General features: G+C 44.0%; 16 protein-coding genes. 7 read left to right on the forward strand and 9 right to left on the reverse strand.

Features of this window, described 5'->3' with window-relative positions; all coding sequences use genetic code 11:
• Positions 1-52: 52 nt before the first annotated feature.
• Both gspD and gspC read right to left on the reverse strand, forming a co-directional pair.
• Positions 53-2,119 (reverse strand): type II secretion system secretin GspD, encoded by a 2,067-nt coding sequence (gene gspD, locus CWC29_RS15050; RefSeq protein ID WP_128725415.1) that lies wholly within the window; start codon positions 2,117-2,119, stop codon positions 53-55.
• 27 nt (positions 2,120-2,146) lie between these two features.
• The gene (gene gspC / locus CWC29_RS15055) at positions 2,147-3,031 is read right to left on the reverse strand and encodes a type II secretion system protein GspC (protein ID WP_128725414.1); all 885 of its coding nucleotides are present in this window, start codon (positions 3,029-3,031) and stop codon (positions 2,147-2,149) included.
• A gap of 275 nt (positions 3,032-3,306) precedes the next feature.
• Between gspC and hslR the strand changes: the two genes are divergently transcribed.
• From hslR to CWC29_RS15075, 4 genes are all read left to right on the forward strand, one after another.
• Entirely contained in the window at positions 3,307-3,717 is a 411-nt protein-coding gene (hslR, locus tag CWC29_RS15060) for a ribosome-associated heat shock protein Hsp15 (RefSeq protein ID WP_010378496.1), read from the forward strand.
• A gap of 11 nt (positions 3,718-3,728) precedes the next feature.
• A complete protein-coding gene (hslO, locus tag CWC29_RS15065; RefSeq protein ID WP_128725413.1) occupies positions 3,729-4,574 on the forward strand; it encodes an Hsp33 family molecular chaperone HslO in 846 nt (281 codons plus the stop codon).
• A 263-nt stretch (positions 4,575-4,837) separates the two neighbouring features.
• Positions 4,838-6,376 (forward strand): phosphoenolpyruvate carboxykinase, encoded by a 1,539-nt coding sequence (locus tag CWC29_RS15070; protein WP_128725412.1) that lies wholly within the window; start codon positions 4,838-4,840, stop codon positions 6,374-6,376.
• Between the two features lie 158 nt (positions 6,377-6,534).
• Entirely contained in the window at positions 6,535-6,729 is a 195-nt protein-coding gene (locus CWC29_RS15075; RefSeq protein ID WP_128725411.1) for a hypothetical protein, read from the forward strand.
• A 36-nt stretch (positions 6,730-6,765) separates the two neighbouring features.
• On the opposite strand, the gene CWC29_RS15080 is transcribed toward CWC29_RS15075, so the two are convergent.
• The 3 genes from CWC29_RS15080 to ompR are packed head-to-tail and all read right to left on the reverse strand — an operon-like array spanning position 6,766 to position 9,554.
• The gene (locus CWC29_RS15080) at positions 6,766-7,491 is read right to left on the reverse strand and encodes a hypothetical protein (RefSeq protein WP_235956583.1); all 726 of its coding nucleotides are present in this window, start codon (positions 7,489-7,491) and stop codon (positions 6,766-6,768) included.
• A 24-nt stretch (positions 7,492-7,515) separates the two neighbouring features.
• Positions 7,516-8,829, reverse strand: a complete 1,314-nt coding sequence (envZ, locus tag CWC29_RS15085; protein ID WP_128725410.1) for a two-component system sensor histidine kinase EnvZ — start codon at positions 8,827-8,829, stop codon at positions 7,516-7,518.
• A gap of 5 nt (positions 8,830-8,834) precedes the next feature.
• Entirely contained in the window at positions 8,835-9,554 is a 720-nt protein-coding gene (ompR, locus tag CWC29_RS15090; protein WP_010378483.1) for an osmolarity response regulator transcription factor OmpR, read from the reverse strand.
• 214 nt (positions 9,555-9,768) lie between these two features.
• On the opposite strand from ompR, the gene greB reads away from it, so the two are divergent.
• The gene (gene greB / locus CWC29_RS15095) at positions 9,769-10,254 is read left to right on the forward strand and encodes a transcription elongation factor GreB (protein WP_128725409.1); all 486 of its coding nucleotides are present in this window, start codon (positions 9,769-9,771) and stop codon (positions 10,252-10,254) included.
• A gap of 83 nt (positions 10,255-10,337) precedes the next feature.
• Positions 10,338-12,650 (forward strand): Tex family protein, encoded by a 2,313-nt coding sequence (locus CWC29_RS15100; protein ID WP_128725408.1) that lies wholly within the window; start codon positions 10,338-10,340, stop codon positions 12,648-12,650.
• Positions 12,651-12,766: 116 nt separating this feature from the next.
• Here CWC29_RS15100 and CWC29_RS15105 read toward each other — a convergent pair whose 3' ends face one another.
• From CWC29_RS15105 to bioH, 3 genes are all read right to left on the reverse strand, one after another.
• Complete coding sequence (locus CWC29_RS15105; protein ID WP_138522144.1) at positions 12,767-13,651, reverse strand: putative metalloprotease CJM1_0395 family protein; 885 nt, start codon at positions 13,649-13,651, stop codon at positions 12,767-12,769.
• Positions 13,651-13,959 (reverse strand): hypothetical protein, encoded by a 309-nt coding sequence (locus tag CWC29_RS15110; protein WP_010378475.1) that lies wholly within the window; start codon positions 13,957-13,959, stop codon positions 13,651-13,653. The genes CWC29_RS15105 and CWC29_RS15110 overlap by 1 nt, the downstream gene beginning before the upstream one ends.
• A 104-nt stretch (positions 13,960-14,063) precedes the next feature.
• Positions 14,064-14,795, reverse strand: a complete 732-nt coding sequence (gene bioH / locus CWC29_RS15115) for a pimeloyl-ACP methyl ester esterase BioH (protein WP_138522142.1) — start codon at positions 14,793-14,795, stop codon at positions 14,064-14,066.
• Positions 14,796-14,852: 57 nt separating this feature from the next.
• Here bioH and CWC29_RS15120 point away from each other — a divergent pair, with 57 nt between their 5' ends.
• Complete coding sequence (locus CWC29_RS15120) at positions 14,853-15,524, forward strand: ComF family protein (RefSeq protein WP_138522140.1); 672 nt, start codon at positions 14,853-14,855, stop codon at positions 15,522-15,524.
• Between the two features lie 86 nt (positions 15,525-15,610).
• Here CWC29_RS15120 and CWC29_RS15125 read toward each other — a convergent pair whose 3' ends face one another.
• Positions 15,611-18,133 (reverse strand): M14 metallopeptidase family protein, encoded by a 2,523-nt coding sequence (locus tag CWC29_RS15125; protein WP_138522138.1) that lies wholly within the window; start codon positions 18,131-18,133, stop codon positions 15,611-15,613.
• Positions 18,134-18,251: the final 118 nt, after the last annotated feature.

The following is an 18,251-nucleotide window of genomic DNA, read 5'->3' on the forward strand; positions in this document are numbered from 1 at the left end:
CTGCGCTGCCATCTCTTCAGCCTCAGCTCCTAAATCCGGCGTGACTTTCTCATCAATCATTTTCACGCTCTTTTTTGTTTTGTTCTTTTAAGAACTCTTCATACGTCGGTGGCAGAGTCAACTTGTCATCCCACTTTGGTAGGATTGGCGTATTTTCAAATGGCATCAACTCGATACCGTCTTCTCTTTTCTTATACTGCTCACCACGAATGAAGTTATATTTGGAATGACTGATCTCATTCATGCTACGGCTATCGCGCACAATAGTTGGGCGAATAAATACCAACAAGTTGCGCTTCTCTTTATTTGAGCTTGTCGATCTAAATAGATGTCCCAGTACTGGAATATCACCCAATAAAGGTACCTTAGATACCCCTTCGTTTACTGTTTCGTCAATTAGGCCGCCTAAAATCACCATACCGCCATCATCTGCAATAACGGTAGTGTTAATGGCACGTTTCGCAACCCGAATATCCACCGATGTTGCACCTTTCACGCTTGATACTTCCTGTTCAATGGTAAGCTGAACCGCAGAACCATCATTGATTTGCGGAGTTACTTTGAGCTTAATCCCTACTTCTTGACGATCAACGGTTTGGAATGGGTTTGAGTTATTATCATTTGCCGTAGAGCCAGTAACGATTGGTACTTCTTCACCGACAATCATGGAAGCTTCTTCATTGTCCATTGTTGTCACAGACGGCGTGGCCAGAATGTTCGAGTTAGAGTCCGTCGTTACAGCTTGAATAATTGCACCCCAATCATTCTTAACAATACCTGCGGCTAAACCATTAATGCCACCAAGTACTTTTGCTAATCCTGTGTAGTCACCTCGCTGAGTCTCAACTGTGTTCGAAACCTTGTTATCATCACTACCAACGATCGTACCTTTCACCTCAATATCTCGAGCTTGTTGCGCTGCGACGGCTAAAGACCCAATTGGCGCTACTTTACCATCGTTAAACTGTAACATACCGCCTTTCTCTGAGATCCACTGTAAACCAAGGTTAATACCGTCAGCTTCTGAAACCTCAACAATAATTGCCTCAACCAACACTTGCGCTCGGCGAATATCCAGTTTTTTTATCACTTGGCTAAGCGAACGCATGGTGTCCGGCTGCGCTGTGATCACCAGTGAATTTGAATCTTCATGCGCCTCAATGCTAGTTTCATTTTTGCTGCTACTGCGAGTTCTCGCCTGCTGACCTGCCGCTTGCTCTTCTTCAATCGATTTACTCACGCCTTGAAGAACTTTAACCAGATCTTCCGCTTTAGCGTAATTAAGGTAAAAAACCTGAGTGTTGCCTTGAGATTGCAACTCATCGTCTAAACGCTTGATAAGCTCTGCAGCTCGGCTACGTGCTTGCGACTCACCGCTAACAATCACACTGTTGGTACGAGTGTCTGATACTATTTTCGGGATAAGGAAATCCGGTACACCACCTTTGCCTGAATCTTGGAAAATCTTTTCAACGACTTTAACTACATCTTCAGCAGTAGCATGCTTCAATTTAACGATATCAACACGCTTATCACCTGCTTGATCAACCGTTTTAATAATATCAACTAGACGGTTCACTGAGGATGCATGACCCGTTAGCATCATCACGTTTGCTGAATTCAGGTTTGTTACATGACCTCCATCTTTTTGGTCACTAAATTGACGAATAAGTGGACCAAGCTCTTGCACGCTGACATTTCTCACACGAACAACACGCGTTACCATAACGTCACCGTTACCTAGCTCCTCACCAGATACCAAAGGCACGTTCGACTTTTTACCATCAGAACTACGAACCACCTTAAGCACACCACTATCCATTTCAATAACTGAATAGCCATACACTTCAAGCACGTTTAAAAAGAATTGATAATACAGTTTTTCATCCATCAACTCATAACTGCGGACATTGATATTACCGCGTACGTTAGGATCTATGATGATGGTTTTATTCAGCTTATCACTGACGATATTAATGAATTCATTAATATCTGTACCTTTGAAGTTCGCGGCATATTCAACCGCAGAAACAGAAAGTGAAATACCAGCAGCAATCAAGAGCGTTGCATACTTAGCTAACCCTTTTTTGGTTTTTGTGAGGTGTAGCTTTTTACCCATTATTCTAAAACTCCAAAATTAGTAACTTTACAGGCTAAACTGAACATCCATCACTTGACCGTCTCGCTCGATAGTGATGTTTGCATCTGTGCTGGTTCTAAGTTCATTTATAGCTGACATAGCCTGTTTCATATCCGTAAGCTGAAATCCATTTATCGCGATTGCTAAATCATTCGATTGCAGTCCCACCTGTTTAAATAGGTCGGGATCTTTGCCTGGTGTAAGTCGATACCCAACCAATTCACCATTGCGCCGCTCTGGAGAGATTTTTATATAATCAAATAACTTTCCAGGGTCGCTAAGTAACTCTTGACGTCGATTCGCTAATTCACTGGCAGCAGGATTTGGCGCAGTATTAGTATTAACAATTTGCTTAGCCCTAGATGGCATCGCAACTGTGCGACTGAACTCTAATCCATCCAACATCAGCGTTTCAAAACGTCCACTAACATCCAAAATCACACGATCAGGTAATACTCGGGCAAGCTTCGCGCGAGTTCCTGTAATTGATGCATCCACAGAGTAGGTCTCTTGGCGGCCTTGAGATTCAATAATAGCAAGACCAGCGCCATCGTCTTGGCTAACCGCTACAATCCCAGTGAGCCTGACATTTAGCGTAGTTTCTGGCGCATCAGAAACCACAGGTTGCGGCTTGATATCAGGTTTAGCATTTGCTTCCCCGAACAAGTTTTGAGTGACAATTCCTTGGCTAGTAATACCGCTACTTGATTGACTATACAGTTGTGATGCTGGGAGCAGAGGCTGCGTTTGCGGCACTGGCCATAACAACCAAAATAATTGCGAAAAGAGAAACGCAACGTAAACAACCGACAGGACAACAAGGATACGACTCAATTTTGCGTGAGGTAAACTAAGCCAAAACTTCTGGAGCTGTTGTAACTGTAATTCCATATAATACTTTTCTTATTCTCTGAACGCCCCAGTGTACCGCCTCGACATTTTTTCAACAAGCGTGCAATTGTTAAACTTTTAATTAAATAGGTACACCCTAGGCCAATTAACTGAATCTAAACTTAACCTTGGAACATAGATACACATATTAGTTCATTTTTTAGGTAAAGTGCGATTAACTCACAAGTTTAGTGCCTGCCATCTACTTTGTTTGCATAACGAAATATGCTAAATTTGCTAGGTTAAATTTCACACTGGCAAATAGTTAACGAATTGTGACAAAACTCCAACAGGAAAACAACCAATCCGAACAGAAAGTTCGTATTGATAAGTGGTTATGGGCTGCTCGCTTCTACAAAACACGAGCACTTGCTCGCGATATGGTCCAAGGTGGCAAGGTACATTACAACGGTCAGCGCTGTAAACCAAGTAAAACGGTTGAAGTTGGCGCCGTGGTAAAGTTAGCCCAAGGATATGAAGAGAAAGAAGTCACCATACTCAAAATCATGGAAAAGCGACAAGCCGCTCCTATTGCTCAAACTCTCTATGAAGAGTCTGAAGCAAGCATTGAAAAACGAACTCAAAATGCGTTGGCGCGCCAAAACAACAGTTTGTTTGCGCCTCGTCCTGCCACTAAGCCGGACAAGAAACAACGCCGTGAATTACTTAAATTGAAATCAAACTAGGATTTTCATTGATGCAGACTGATTTACTTCACCGTTATATTTTCGACAAGTTAGACGTACGTGGTGAGCTTGTACAAATAGAACAGACTTTTACTGACATCATTAGCGGTCACGACTACCCAGAGCCTGTGCAGCAGCTATTAGGCGAGTTATTGGTTGCAACCAGTTTGCTTACCGCTACGCTAAAGTTTGAAGGTGACATTGCTGTTCAGCTTCAAGGTGATGGACCAGTAAAATATGCGGTGATCAATGGTAATCACAAACAACAGATGCGTGGTGTAGCAAGACTGCAATCTGAGGTTTCAGGATCATCTGTACCTGAGCTAATGGGTAAAGGGTATATGGTTATCACCATTACACCGACAAAAGGCGAACGCTATCAAGGCATAGTTCCACTTTCTAAAGCATCACTTGCCGAATGTTTAGAAGAATACTTCGAGCAATCCGAGCAGTTGAAAACCCGTTTATGGTTCGCAACAAGCCTAGTTGGCGATAAAGTAAAAGCTGCAGGTCTATTTTTACAGGTACTGCCTGTCAATAAAGAAAAGTCTATCGCCGACTTCCAACATCTAGAAGCACTAAGCGACACGATTAAAGATGAAGAGCTACTAGATTTGGACGCGAATACCGTACTAACAAGACTGTATCACGAAGACAATCCTCAACTTTTTGAACCACAAGCTATCTCGTTTGTATGTGGATGTAGTCGTGAAAAAACCGAAAATGCGCTGGCCAATGTTGGGCTAGAAGCCTTAATGGAAGACATACAAAAACACGGTGAAGTTAATATTAGTTGTCATTACTGCTTGAAAAACTACATTTTTAACGAGCAAGATATTAAATTACTATTTAATTAAGTTTCGCTTTAGCCCTTAATTACAAAATGAAACCGCCATTTTTGGCGGTTTTTTTATGGCTATTGAGTGATACCGGTGTCATAAAACATATAAAAATTATGACACCGGTATCATTGAAATTATTCAAGTTTTTTGACGTTTTTATGTAATTTTAAGCACTCTAAAGGCTCGAATATCTCAATTTCATCTGTTACTATAAATTTAGCTAAGGGCAAGAGTACCCCAGAGCTATCCCGTTCAACTCTCACTTTTTAGGTATAAACATGACTTCAAGCGCTACTCGTTTTGTCGATTTAACCGCAGCTGAACTTGTCGAACACGCTATCCGTCGTGGCGAGGGCACTTTAGCCGCAAATGGAGCTTTTGTTGCAAAAACTGGTCGTCGTACTGGACGTTCACCAAACGACCGTTTCATCGTGAAAGAATCAAGCACAGAAAATGACATCCAATGGGGTAACGTAAACCGCCCATTCGAAAGTGCTAAGTTTGATGCTTTATGGGCTCGCGTAGAAGCGCACGTTCTTGAAAATGACCACTTCGTCTCTCACTTAGAAGTCGGTGCGGACCCTGAGCATTATTTACCAGTCGTTGTAACGACGGAAACTGCCTGGCACCACATTTTCGCTAAAAACATGTTTATCGAACCTAACTCTTATAACAAAGCTGATTTACCTGAATGGCAGGTGATGAACGTACCTTCTTTTGTTTGTGATCCTGAGCGTGATGGCACAAACAGCGATGGTACCGTTATCATTAACTTTGCACAGCGCAAAGTACTTATCGCAGGTATGCATTACGCCGGTGAAATGAAGAAGTCAATGTTCTCTGTACAGAACTTCTTACTACCAGCAAAAGGCGTACTACCTATGCACTGCAGTGCAAACGTAGGTGAAGGTGGCGACACGACGCTATTCTTTGGTCTATCAGGAACAGGTAAAACCACGCTTTCTGCGGATCCTAAGCGTTTTCTTATCGGTGATGATGAGCACGGTTGGGCGCCTGGTAGCGTATTCAACATTGAAGGCGGTTGTTATGCGAAATGTATCGACCTGTCACAAAAGAACGAACCAGTTATTTGGGATGCAATCCGTTTCGGTACTATTTTAGAAAACGTCGTACTAGATGAAACGCGTACTCCTGATTATACCGATTCAAGCTTAACGCAAAATACGCGTGCAGCTTACCCACTTGAGCATGTTGAAAAACGTAAAGTTGAAAACCGCGCAGGCGAGCCTCGTGCAGTTGTATTCTTAACTTGTGACGTGAGTGGCGTATTACCTCCTGTTTCAATCCTAAGCGAAGAAGCTGCGGCTTATCACTTCCTTAGTGGCTACACAGCGAAAGTAGGCTCAACTGAGATTGGTTCAACCTCTGATATCGAATCAACTTTCTCGACTTGTTTTGGTGCTCCTTTCTTCCCTCGCCCAGCAGGCGTGTACGCTGAGCTACTAATGAAACGCGTGCGTGAGTTTGGTGCTAAAGTTTACCTAGTAAACACAGGTTGGACTGGTGGTCCTTATGGTATTGGCAAACGCTTTGACATTCCAACAACTCGCGCCGTGATTGACGCAATCGTGAACGATACATTAGAAGGCGTTGAGACACAGCACATTGAGGCACTAAATTTAGATGTACCAGTGGCAGTGGAAGGTGTTGATAGCAAGCTACTTAATCCAGTAAATACATGGCAAGATCAAGCTAAGTATGCGGAATATGCAGCTAAGCTTGCAGCTGATTTCAAAGAAAACTTCGCTAAATACGATGTTTCTGAAACGATCAAAGCAGCAGGTCCTCGCGGCTAAATCTAAGAAAGATTCCTTTATCAAAAGCGCCCCTTGTTTGGGCGTTTTTTTGTGCCCATTTTACACATGAATATCTTTCAACAAACTTGGTATTAACATTTAGGTACATACATGCTTATATATTGCTGATTATTTAAACAACATATATAAGGAAAACCATGAAATTAAAATTAAAGAAGAAACAACTAAAATCGCTGCAAGCGAAAGATCTAAACAATCAGGCGACCAGAAAGATTGCTGCCGCGGGCGCGACTTTTGGCTCTAGGATTGATTGTGGTAGTTGGCAAATTTGTGATACTCACCCTGCGATTTGTGAATCAATGGGACTTTGCCGTTCAGCAGATATCTGCTAGATATCAAACCCGTTAATAGGGCGGAAGTCCGCCCTATTACGACGTGCTCCAAAGCTTATTTAACACCAACTTTTTAAAGGTTAATACAAATTGTTTTATCGAGATTGGAATGATAGTCACAAGCGCAATTCCCTTATCAAAGTCGGGATTAACACTGCAGTAAAGTGCAATCTCAGTTTTGCTGCTTTCTCTAAAGCGTACAATTTCAGCCTCACTATAATTGGTTTTACGCCCAACAACCTTCAAACATCTTAAACCATTATAAGAACTTACCAAGCCACTCGGGTTGATAGTGTCATAGAGCGTTGCTATCGCGCTATTTTGAGACAAGTTATTCGGATAGACTTCGGCGATATTTTTTGCCATAGCCCTAAACATAGCGGGACTGAGCATGGTATCTGCATATAACAGTTTTCTACGTGGGTTACGTATATAACGTTTTAATACCTCGATAAGAGAAAATCTAAAGGTACTGTTTTTCCCTCTAAAGTCAGGCAAAAAAGCAGCTGAAGCGCCAACAATACAAACGTCATTATTGCTATCATCAAAGGTCAATAAGCAATAGCCGACAATATCCCCGCCTGATAAAAACAACCGAAGTCTGCGCTTTGTACTTTCACCTTTTTCAAAGTACAGTGCAAAGTAATGCTCTACCTCTACATTGGAAAAGCTTGTCGCTATCACTCGCTTCAATTGGTTTAAATACAGTGTATCTAACATTCCCTTTTGATAGCTTAAATCCCTATGCTTTATTGTGCTCAACTTGCTCGCCCACTCTTTTGAAAATCATGCTTGCTCAAGCTTTCCCCGATAAGCAGGCAAAGAAACCTCCGCGATCAGACCACCACCATCTCGGTTTCGTAATCTTACTTTACCGCCATGTGTGGTCACGATACGTTTGATAATGGCAAGCCCTAAGCCACTTCCCTCACTCCCTCTAGCCTGATCTCCCTGTTTAAATGGTTCGAATACAGACTCTAACTCTGACTCCGGGATACCAGGTCCTCTGTCCATTACTTTTACGATAACAGCACGGTGCTTGGGGCTGTATTCTGTTGTCACCTCAATATCTTGTTCAGAATAACGGATCGCATTTTCAATCATATTAGTGAACACCCGCTTTAACGCGACGGCATTCATCATCACCGCAGGTAAGTATTCCTCTGCTTGCAAGTGAATTGGTCGCTGATGCTGCTGCTCTGCATGAACGACTTCTTCAATAACCGTGTTAACGTCATCAGCCGACATTTCTGCACCGTTGTGATGACGGAGATATTCGATAAATTGGTCAATAATCGCATTCATATCTTCAATATCATCGATTATTCCCTCACGCAGGTAGTCTTCTTCATCCGACATCATTTCAGTTGCTAGACGAATTCGAGTTAAGGGTGTACGTAAATCGTGTGAAACACCAGCCATTAACAGTCGTCTATCACTTTCTAGGTCTGCGATCCCCTTAGACATTTTATTAAATGCCCGAGTCACCTCTATGACTTCAGTAGACCCTTCTTCAACAAGACGGGTTGAAAAGTCCCCGACGCCTACTCGACTAGCAGCAATTTGTAGTGATTTTAGCGGTTTATTTAGATGCCGAGCAAAAAGCCAACCCCCTAACACACTTAAGAAACCAATACTGGAGAGGTAGAAAACTAAAAACTCCATTTTTGTTTCACTGAGTCCGCTCAGCGGCACTCTTACCCAATACCCTGGCGCTTGTGGTGGCTCAACCCAATAAACAACCGGATCTCCTTGGCTTATCCTGACTCGCGCAGAGCCATTAAGTTGCTCCGACATACTACGAGACAGCAATGTATATTCTTTGGCCTGCCCCAGCCCATTTACATACGCCTCTCTTTGTGTCATCACCTCAATGCCGGTTATCTCAAAAAATTTGCGAGATAGTGTATTGTCAACTTCAACACCATCTTCCCAATCAATGAAGACCGTTTTAACCTGCTTAGCAAGCATCAGGTTCACTTGTTCAAAGGTTGGTTTGAAGACGTATAAGGTAACAGTAATGTAAGACACGACTTGATTTATCAATAGCAACGCGCCAACAAAGAAGACAGTTTGACCAAATGCACTACGAGGTAACATGCTGGCTACTTCACGCCATCTGGCACAAATACGTACCCAAGACCCCACACCGTTTGTATATAGCGAGGATTTGACGCGTCATCTTCAATCATACGACGCAAGCGCGAAACCTGAACGTCAATGCTACGCTCAAGTGCGCTATAATCACGCCCTCTAGCAAGGTTCATTAACTTATCTCGACTAAGCGGCTCTCGCGGGTGACTCACCAGTGCTTTAAGTACCGCAAACTCACCTGAGGTAAGTGAAATCGTCGCTTCCCCATGTTGCATCTCTCGCGTCGCTAAATTAAGGGTAAAGTTACCAAAGCTCACTTCGTTTTCTTCTGCCGCAGGTGCACCTGGTACTTCTTTGGCACGACGACGGAGAATGGCTTTTATTCGCGCCAACAGTTCTCTTGGGTTGAAGGGTTTTGGAATGTAATCATCCGCGCCAAGCTCAAGGCCAATAATACGGTCAACTTCGTCACCTTTCGCCGTCAACATGACAATTGGGATCTCATTCTCTTTTTGTCTTAAACGACGACAGATGGAAAGGCCATCTTCTCCAGGAAGCATCAAGTCTAACACCATCAAGTGAAAGTTTTCGCGTTCAAGTAATCTATCCATTTGTTCAGAATTGGCTGCGCTGCGGACGATAAATCCTTGCTCAACGAGATAACGTTCTAACAGACTGCGTAAACGCATATCGTCATCAACTACGAGCACTTTGGTGGTTTCATTTCCCATTTATATTTCTTCTATTTATTAATTTACTAAAGCTTGCTGATCTGCGACATTTCGTGCACAAATCATCATCCTGTTCATTTAACGCTCATGGCGATAATGGACCATGATATTATTATGCTTAAATATAATTGAATTTGGTGCTTTTCGACACCATACATTGATACTAGATTGTTACCGAACATTACAAGGGTTTAACCCAAAATACCTGAGAAACATGAAAACGAATTTGATCACGCCCGAAGGATACCGCCAACTGCAGCAAGAACATGATCATCTGTGGTTTGAAAAGCGCCCAGAGATCACCAAAATTGTGAACTGGGCTGCGAGTTTAGGCGATCGCTCCGAAAATGCCGACTACACCTTCAATAAACGCTTATTAAGGCAGATAGATAGACGGGTGCGCTTTTTACGAAAGCGTATGCCCGAACTAAAAGTCGTGGAATACAGTCCCGAACAAGAAGGTAAAGTATTTTTTGGCGCTTGGGTAGAAGTGGAAAGCGAAGAAGGCGAGGTTCGTGCATTTCGTATTGTTGGACCTGATGAGATATACGAGCGCAATGACTACATCTCCATCGATGCGCCAATGGCTAGGGCCTTACTAAGCAAACAAGTCGATGATGAAATTACGGTCACCACACCGCACGGCCAAAGACTTTGGTATATCAACCAAATCGAATATCGCAGAAACACCGAACAATGATAACATTGAACTAAATTTTGTTTGCCAAAGATGAGTATTATCTAGGCAGCACAGACCGATTAAGAAGAGTATAAGGATTTTGCATGAGCAATATCACACAACGTTTAGCAACTGAGCTTAACGCCAGAGAACAGCAAGTTAACGCTGCTATTAGTTTGCTAGACGAAGGGGCAACCGTTCCATTTATTGCACGTTACCGTAAAGAGGTAACGGGTGGCTTAGATGACACTCAACTGCGTTTGCTTGAGCAAAGGTTAGGTTACTTACGAGAGCTTGATGAACGTCGCGAGTTTATTTTAAAAACCATCGATGAGCAGGGTAAACTTACTGCTGAGTTAAATGCAGAAATAAAAGCCGCCGACAGCAAAACCGTACTCGAAGATTTATATCTCCCATACAAACCAAAGCGCAGAACAAAAGGCCAAATCGCGATAGAAGCAGGTTTGGAACCCTTAGCTGACGCTTTATTTGCAGATCCAACATTAGACCCAGAACAACAAGCGGCCCCTTTCATTGATGAAAGCACAGGCGTTGCTGACAGCAAAGCGGCTTTAGATGGCGCTAAATTCATTCTCATGGAGCGTTTTGCAGAAGACGCTAAACTACTTGCTAAGCTCCGAGCACACCTTAAAGACAACGCGCAAATCGAAGCAAGAGTCATCGCAGGTAAAGAAGAAGCAGGAAGCAAATACCGTGACTACTTTGAACATAATGAGCTGCTAAATAAAATTCCATCACACCGCGCGCTGGCGATGCTACGAGCACGTAACGAAGGCTTTTTGCAGTTATCTATCAACCCGGAACCAAGCGCAGAAGACGCCGCTCAATTTTGTGCACAGATCATTGCTGATCATTATAACCTCGCGGTCTCTGGTAAAGCTGCTAGTGATTGGTTGATGGGTGTGGTCCAGTGGGCATGGAAGATTAAAATCGCCCTGCACTTGGAAAACGAATTCTTAGGGTCAATGCGTGAAAAGTCAGAGCTAGATGCTATCGAAGTTTTCGCGAAAAACCTAAAAGATCTGCTGATGGCTGCGCCTGCTGGTGCTAAAGTGACAATGGGTATCGATCCGGGACTGCGCACAGGATGTAAAGTCGCCATTGTCGATGCCACAGGTAAACTGATTGCAACGAGTACTATCCACCCCCATGCCCCTCAAAACCAGTGGGATAAGTCACTAAAGACACTAGAGCAAATGTGTCGCCAATACAAAGTTGAGCTTATTGCCATCGGTAACGGAACCGCATCTCGCGAGACCGACAAGCTGGCCGCAGAACTGCTAAAAAGCGCTACCGAATTAAAACTCAACAAAATCATGGTGAGTGAAGCTGGCGCGTCGGTGTACTCTGCGTCTGAGTTTGCCGCAAATGAGTTTCCAGATCTTGATGTATCTCTACGCGGCGCAGTTTCCATCGCAAGAAGACTGCAAGACCCGTTAGCAGAGCTTGTGAAAATCGAACCTAAATCAATCGGTGTTGGCCAATACCAGCATGATGTTTCTCAAAGCCAGTTAGGTCAAACACTAACGGCAGTGGTCGAAGACTGCGTAAACTCGGTAGGTGTTGATGTGAACACTGCATCGATACCGTTATTAACGCGCGTCTCGGGTTTGAATAAAACATTAGCCAGCAACATCGTAAAGTACCGCGACGAAAATGGCTCTTTCACGGATCGCAAAGCGCTTAAAAAAGTTGAGCGATTAGGACCGAAAGCATTTGAACAAGCGGCTGGTTTCTTACGTATCGCCAATGGAGATGATCCACTGGATGCATCGGCAGTGCACCCAGAAGCTTACCCTGTTGTCAAAGCGATCTGTCAAAAACAAAATCTAGAAGTGAATTCCCTTATCGGTAATCGCGAGGTCTTGAATGGCCTTGTGGCAAACGACTATGTAGATGATAAGTTTGGAGTACCAACGGTCACTGATATTATCAAAGAATTAGATAAACCAGGCCGAGACCCTCGCCCTGAATTTAAAACAGCGCAGTTTAAAGCAGGTGTTGAGACAATCACAGACCTAAAAGTCGGTATGATTTTAGAAGGGGTGGTCTCTAATGTCGCCAATTTTGGGGCTTTTGTGGATGTAGGTGTACATCAAGATGGACTTGTTCACATTTCAGCACTCACGGATAAGTTTATTTCCGATCCGCGTGAAGTCGTTAAAGCGGGAGATATCGTTAAGGTCAAAGTGATTGAGGTTGATGTGCCTCGTAAACGCATTAGCTTTACCATGCGCCTAAACGATGACATATCTCAAGTTCCAGCGCAAAAGCAGAGCGCAAAAAAACATCAAGGAAAACCGGCGCCTAAGTCTTCTAAGCCAAAGTCACGAGATGCGGGTAATGCTGCGATGGGTAATGCGTTTGCTGAAGCCTTCGCAAAGCTGAAGAAGTAATCTCAACAGAACAGTGAACAAAGAAAAGCGCGGCCTTGGTCGCGCTTTTCGTTTGTCGGGGGTTTTAACTCGTTTTCACTGCAATGACCCGCGGAGGAGAAGGCCAATACCTACGGTTAAATTTGCACTGATAGCGATGCGGGTTGGTTAGGCATCGCTACATGTTGATAAAAATTTGAGATCCTGAGCGATCTTGCTTGGATTTCAGGGTCAGCTTCAATTGGCATCGCAACAGCGTAAGGATCTGCATCCTGCTTAAGCTTAGCTTGCTCCTCTTCACTCTCTGCTTTTGCCTGCTCACCACTCAAGCGGCGAGTTTGAATGTTTTGTACCCGCTTGCTATCACTTTGCTCTTCACCACTGATAGAAGCTTTTGCCAACTCAGCCTGCGCCGCCGAGAGTTTTTGAGTCGCATCCGCCGCGATAGCTCTGTCAGCGCCAGATGGTTCTGCTGGTGCTAACGCTGCCGCTCTCACCGTTTGCATTTTTTCAATCGTGCCCTGCGGGTCCCCTTCAAGCGGCGCAACGTCGATCATTACCTCACCGCCGATAGCGTAGTTATTGCCATCAGGACCACGCTGATATTCATAACTCGGAGAACCAGCATATTGCCCACCTACTCTGGCATGAGCCTGCTCATGTAATCTTACTTCCCTATCTCGAGCTTTTAATTCTTGAATTACCTGCTCATCTTGCTCGGCTTGCTGCTGCTCTTGCTCACTCTTATCTTTTTCTTGGCTTTCGCCTTTTTCGCCTTCCTCTTCGCCTTGAATGGTTTTGCTTTGCTCTGTTTTACCATCAGAACCGTAAACTTTTGCATCGTCTACGTCAGAAGAGCGGCCTTTTTCTGAATCGGAAAGGTTGCGGTTTTCAGTAAATGAGGGATTAGTTGGCGCAGGTTTTGGGATCGCTTCACGCAGCTGGTTATCGCGTACAACCGTTTCGGTGTACACGTTGGCAGTGTTTAAATTCATCGCCGGTGGTGGCGTTACTATGTTCATTACACTTTAATATCAATCAACGTACCTAGCACTTCATCTGCAGTGCGAATAGTTTGTACATTGGCTTTCGCGTTAAACTCTTCAACTTTTAAGGCTACCACGGATTCGGTCAAGCTTGGGGTTTCGCTCACAGGAGCCGTCACAGCTTCACCGGCGCTGGCACCCTGCAACTGCCGCCCAGATGCACGTTCAGAATCGCTTTGTTGATCGATGGCAGCGCGGTTAATATCAGCACTTGCTTGGGCAATCCCCTGAGCTGCGCGGTTATAACCGTCGATTCCATTATTTAACACATCACCTATTGGCATATTCGCACCTAGATAAACCTTTTCTTACTGACTAATTATTGCGCAAAATATCAACAAAGAAAAGTAAAAGCGGCAATTTTTTGCCGCTTTATTGTTCCAAATATCTAAATAATTGATTTAAGGAGTGATAAAAAGGCTTCTTTATGAGAGATAAAAGGCGCATGAGAGGCTTTTGCAAGCGTATGAGCCTTAAAATTTGGATTGAGTACCTGCATTTTCTCTACAGCCGCTTGTGGCACAAGAGAGTCTAAACGGCCGAATATGCCTATTGTGGGGAGTTGCAGCCGTGAAAATTCATCACGTAAGTCCTGCGATTTCAATATCTCCAGTCCACCAGCTAGTGCTTTCGCCTCCGCTTCCGGCAGTGTACCCAGTAACGCTTTAAGTTGTTTGATGTCTTCTCTGGCATGTTCACTGCCCATCGCTTGAATAGCTAAAAACCTTTCTATCGTTTTTGCGCTATTGGTTTGCAGTTGAGTCTCAAAGTTGTTTAGCACCTTAGGGGCTATTCCGGGCCAATCAGCTTGCTCACAAAAAAATGGCGTTGAAGCGACCAAAATAACCTTGCTAACTTTGTCTGGAAAATGAGCAGCTAAATACAATGCAAATAAGCCGCCCAAAGACCAGCCTATCAACACGCTTTGCGGCATCAGCTGCTCAGCAATAAGTAAAGCGTTACGCTCAAGAGAATAATCCCCCTCGGCGCTTGGTGTACCACCAAATCCAGGAATATTGACCGCTTTAACTGGCGTTGTAGGTGCTAAAGCTTCCTCGCATAACTGCCACACCGCTTTGTTCATCCCCCAACCATGGAGCAGCATAACTTCATTTTGCATTTATCTGTTCTCTATACCAAACTTGACGCCATGATAGCTAACCCGGGATGGAAAGCAATGATCCAACTTAATCGGTTATTACCTAAGAAGTGGTGTCAGCCTTGTGTATGCTGTGAACAACGCACAACAGAAACCTTGCTTTGTCCACACTGCTTACAAGCCTGCTTAGACTTTATGGATCAAGAGATTAACCTACTTAATTACCCCAATATCCAACGCATGGTTAGCCTTGAAGACTGCGATGGGTTAACCGTGGCAAGTTGGTATCGCACGCCTATAAACACATGGTTGCAAGGAGTAAAGTTTAACCACAGTAAAGCGTATCAATGTGCCTTAAATCTGCTGGCTCAAACACTATGGCAGCGCTTCAGTGAAGAAAATGGCTTCCCTGTAGACCTTGTTTGTTGTTTGCCACTACACCGAAGACGGTTAATCCGACGAGGTTACAATCAAGTTGAGCAAATTTGGCAAGGGCTACCACTCACCCAAACAATACTCAAAAGAACAAAGCACACCAAGCCGCAATCTGAGCTGACCAAAGCTAAACGAAAACATAATTTAAACAATGCCTTTGTACTCAACCAATCTGTTGAAGGAAAAAATATCATATTGCTTGAGGATGTGATCACAACGGGCGCGACCATGAATGCAGCGGCAAAAGTGTGTAAACAAAACGGGGCAAAAATGGTGTGGGCGATGGCTATCAGCCTCACACCATTCGACGCTTAAAAAGCGTATTATTTGCTTGATATCACGACAATAGATATCAATCAAATCGCTAAAAATCTCACTGCACAGATAAACTTATCTGGACCTTATATGCCGTGAGCAAAGAACAACGCGTTATTTAGCAGTCGGCTAGAACCGAACCAAAAGCCACGAAATACCGGGTTATCAGTCATTCCTACAGCCACTCCACGTCCAGACTTTGACGCAATCAAGACTGAGGAACCTGCGATCTGCTCAACGTTAGTATTATCAGCATACCCTGCCAATAAAGGCTTTTTAGTATACGTCAACGACTCGATAAATGGCTTATTATTACGATGCATCACCCAAGTGCTATTTTTAAAGACAGGTAATTCCCGGTTCTCAAAGCCAAAAGACAAGGGGTGGCTTAAATCCAAACGCGCATCAAAAATCGCGCCGGCAATCCGCTGTTTTGCTGAAAGGCTATCTTGATCTGCAAAGGTAAGATTTTTGCTGTCAAACTGGGCTCGCATTTCTTTGCTTGAAACCATTTCAGCGTCTAGTAGCTGCTGTTCGATTAGCCACTGCGCACCTCGCTTTTGTCCCCAAATCACACCGCCTTTAGCAACCCAACTCAAGAGCTTAGCTTTGCTCTTGTCACTTAAATCTCCATATTTACCATCAGCCAATAAAATGTGGGTATAGCGCGTAAGATCGAGTTTCTCGATATGCAGCTTTTCCACAATCGACGGGGCAAGTTTTAAATGCCTATCCAAATGATACCAAAGCTCACCCGCTTCATATTGACTTACACCCGCACCACCTATGATGAGGACTTCTGGCTTTTGCAGCTGCAGCATCTGTCTTGACCCAAAATCGACGCCACTTTGTGTCATGCCTGTAGTCACACTATATACTGGAAGTGAAAGCTCTCTGGCGATTGTTTCAAGCTGAGTAAACCAGTCCGCTTGCTGCTGAATACCACTTGCTATCACCAATGTCCCGGCCTGAAAGTCATGAGAGCCTGAGGTGGTTGATGCTGAAAATGGTGACATTGCAGCTGCTACTTTCACTCCAGCCTGTAAGAGGCGATTTGCTAATTGTGGCGCCAGGTAATGATGCCATTCTATGGTGTAAGCATAACTTCCTGCAACGGGAGCCAATAGATTTGAGTCAGAGCTCGATTCACCTTGAAGCTTTAAACCCCAGCCACTTTTTACTGCGGCAAAATCTAGATCATAAGCATGCGGCATCGTCCAACCTGAAACATCGTAGAACGTGTTGTCCTTAAAATGCGTCTGTGTGCTAAATAGTGCTTTTATCAAGCGATATTGCGGCTGGGCTAGTGGAATGTATAAATCCCCTTGCTGATATTCGGTGTCATCAACCTCTTTAGCTTTTGAGAGATATTTCACCCCTATCTGATGCTGTTTCAATAAATCCACAAACGCTTGAAAGCGATAACTATCTTTGCCCCGTGCAACAACGTAGCCGTTGATTTCATCTTTACTCGCAAGCTCGTTCGCTTGTTGATAAAACTGCTGCTGATAATCAAGTAAAGCGCGTCGATGCGTCGTGCTAGCTTGGAATGTTGAGAGACTCGTCGTGACCTGGTTTTTAATCGTTTCAGGAAAACTCAACACGCCATACTGAGTTTCTTGTGCATGCCCTCTACTACTTGCCTGTTCGAACAAAATGCCAACCGCACCATTTACATCGGGGTACGTGGAGCCTTTGCCATAATAAAAGTCATCAAAGCTCTCTTGGGTAAAATATAACTCCCCTTGTGCATCAAGGGCTTTAGCATGAAACTTACCAATCTCATTGGTTAGCGTTACGTTTTGTAGTGGGGTAATTGGATGAGTCCTTGATGGGATCCCAGGTTGAAAAAAATACGTACTATTTGGGCCCATTTCATGGAAATCGGTCAGTACGTTAGGTTTCCAACGGTGGAATGCTTTGATCCGTGCTTTTGACTCGGGATGTTGTAGTAGTAACCAATCACGATTGAGGTCAAACCAATAATGGTTAGTGCGACTAGAAGGCCAGGACTCATTATGCTCACGATGTGCAGGATCGGTTGATAGAGACATGCTCTTATTGGCGTTTGCCCATGTAGCAAAACGTGATAAGCCATCAGGGTTCAAGGCTGGATCTAACAATATCACTGCATTATCAAGGAGCTGCGTAACAGACTCGCCCTGCGCCGCAGCTAAATAATATGCCATAAGTACCGCGGCATTGCTTCCTGAAGACTCATTACCGTGCACACTATAGCCCATCCATATCACAACAGGCTGGTCTGAACGGTTTTGGCTACTGCTCAATGAAGCAATATGATCTTGCTGAATACGCGCCAAGTTTTGTTGGTTGTGTGGCGAGCTCGCTTTTAGGAGTAGCAAAGGACGCCGCTCATGGCTAAACCCGATTGTTTCGACACTCAATCTTGGGCTTTCACTTGCAAGGGTATGTAGATAATTAACGATTTGATCGTGGCGCAAATGCCACTGCCCAACTTCATATCCAAATGCTTGTTTTGGCGTAGTTATTGTGGGATTAAATTTTACTTCATCGCCAAAATAATAGGCAATGGGCTTGGCCTGCAAGCTAAAGCTCAACAGCACGATAATACAGCTTATTAACCGCATGATAATGTCCTTTAATTCCGATTACTTTTCAAGCTAACAAGCGCACCGTCGATTGCCAAATTTTTACGCCGAACACTAGCGACAACACGACGAGGAGAGTATGATACGTATTAACCGA

The organism is Pseudoalteromonas galatheae (assembly GCF_005886105.2).
In the GTDB taxonomy this organism is placed as follows: domain Bacteria; phylum Pseudomonadota; class Gammaproteobacteria; order Enterobacterales; family Alteromonadaceae; genus Pseudoalteromonas; species Pseudoalteromonas galatheae.

What these genes read in the sequence shown, in the direction of transcription:
- gspD (WP_128725415.1), bottom strand. Translation starts at nt 2,119, where the DNA reads ATGGGTAAAAAGCTACACCTCACAAAAACCAAAAAAGGGTTAGCTAAG.
- gspC (WP_128725414.1), bottom strand. Translation starts at nt 3,031, where the DNA reads ATGGAATTACAGTTACAACAGCTCCAGAAGTTTTGGCTTAGTTTACCT.
- hslO (WP_128725413.1), top strand. Translation starts at nt 3,729, where the DNA reads ATGCAGACTGATTTACTTCACCGTTATATTTTCGACAAGTTAGACGTA.
- CWC29_RS15070 (WP_128725412.1), top strand. Translation starts at nt 4,838, where the DNA reads ATGACTTCAAGCGCTACTCGTTTTGTCGATTTAACCGCAGCTGAACTT.
- CWC29_RS15075 (WP_128725411.1), top strand. Translation starts at nt 6,535, where the DNA reads ATGAAATTAAAATTAAAGAAGAAACAACTAAAATCGCTGCAAGCGAAA.
- envZ (WP_128725410.1), bottom strand. Translation starts at nt 8,829, where the DNA reads ATGTTACCTCGTAGTGCATTTGGTCAAACTGTCTTCTTTGTTGGCGCG.
- ompR (WP_010378483.1), bottom strand. Translation starts at nt 9,554, where the DNA reads ATGGGAAATGAAACCACCAAAGTGCTCGTAGTTGATGACGATATGCGT.
- greB (WP_128725409.1), top strand. Translation starts at nt 9,769, where the DNA reads ATGAAAACGAATTTGATCACGCCCGAAGGATACCGCCAACTGCAGCAA.
- CWC29_RS15100 (WP_128725408.1), top strand. Translation starts at nt 10,338, where the DNA reads ATGAGCAATATCACACAACGTTTAGCAACTGAGCTTAACGCCAGAGAA.
- CWC29_RS15105 (WP_138522144.1), bottom strand. Translation starts at nt 13,651, where the DNA reads ATGAACATAGTAACGCCACCACCGGCGATGAATTTAAACACTGCCAAC.
- CWC29_RS15110 (WP_010378475.1), bottom strand. Translation starts at nt 13,959, where the DNA reads ATGCCAATAGGTGATGTGTTAAATAATGGAATCGACGGTTATAACCGC.
- bioH (WP_138522142.1), bottom strand. Translation starts at nt 14,795, where the DNA reads ATGCAAAATGAAGTTATGCTGCTCCATGGTTGGGGGATGAACAAAGCG.
- CWC29_RS15120 (WP_138522140.1), top strand. Translation starts at nt 14,853, where the DNA reads ATGATCCAACTTAATCGGTTATTACCTAAGAAGTGGTGTCAGCCTTGT.
- CWC29_RS15125 (WP_138522138.1), bottom strand. Translation starts at nt 18,133, where the DNA reads ATGCGGTTAATAAGCTGTATTATCGTGCTGTTGAGCTTTAGCTTGCAG.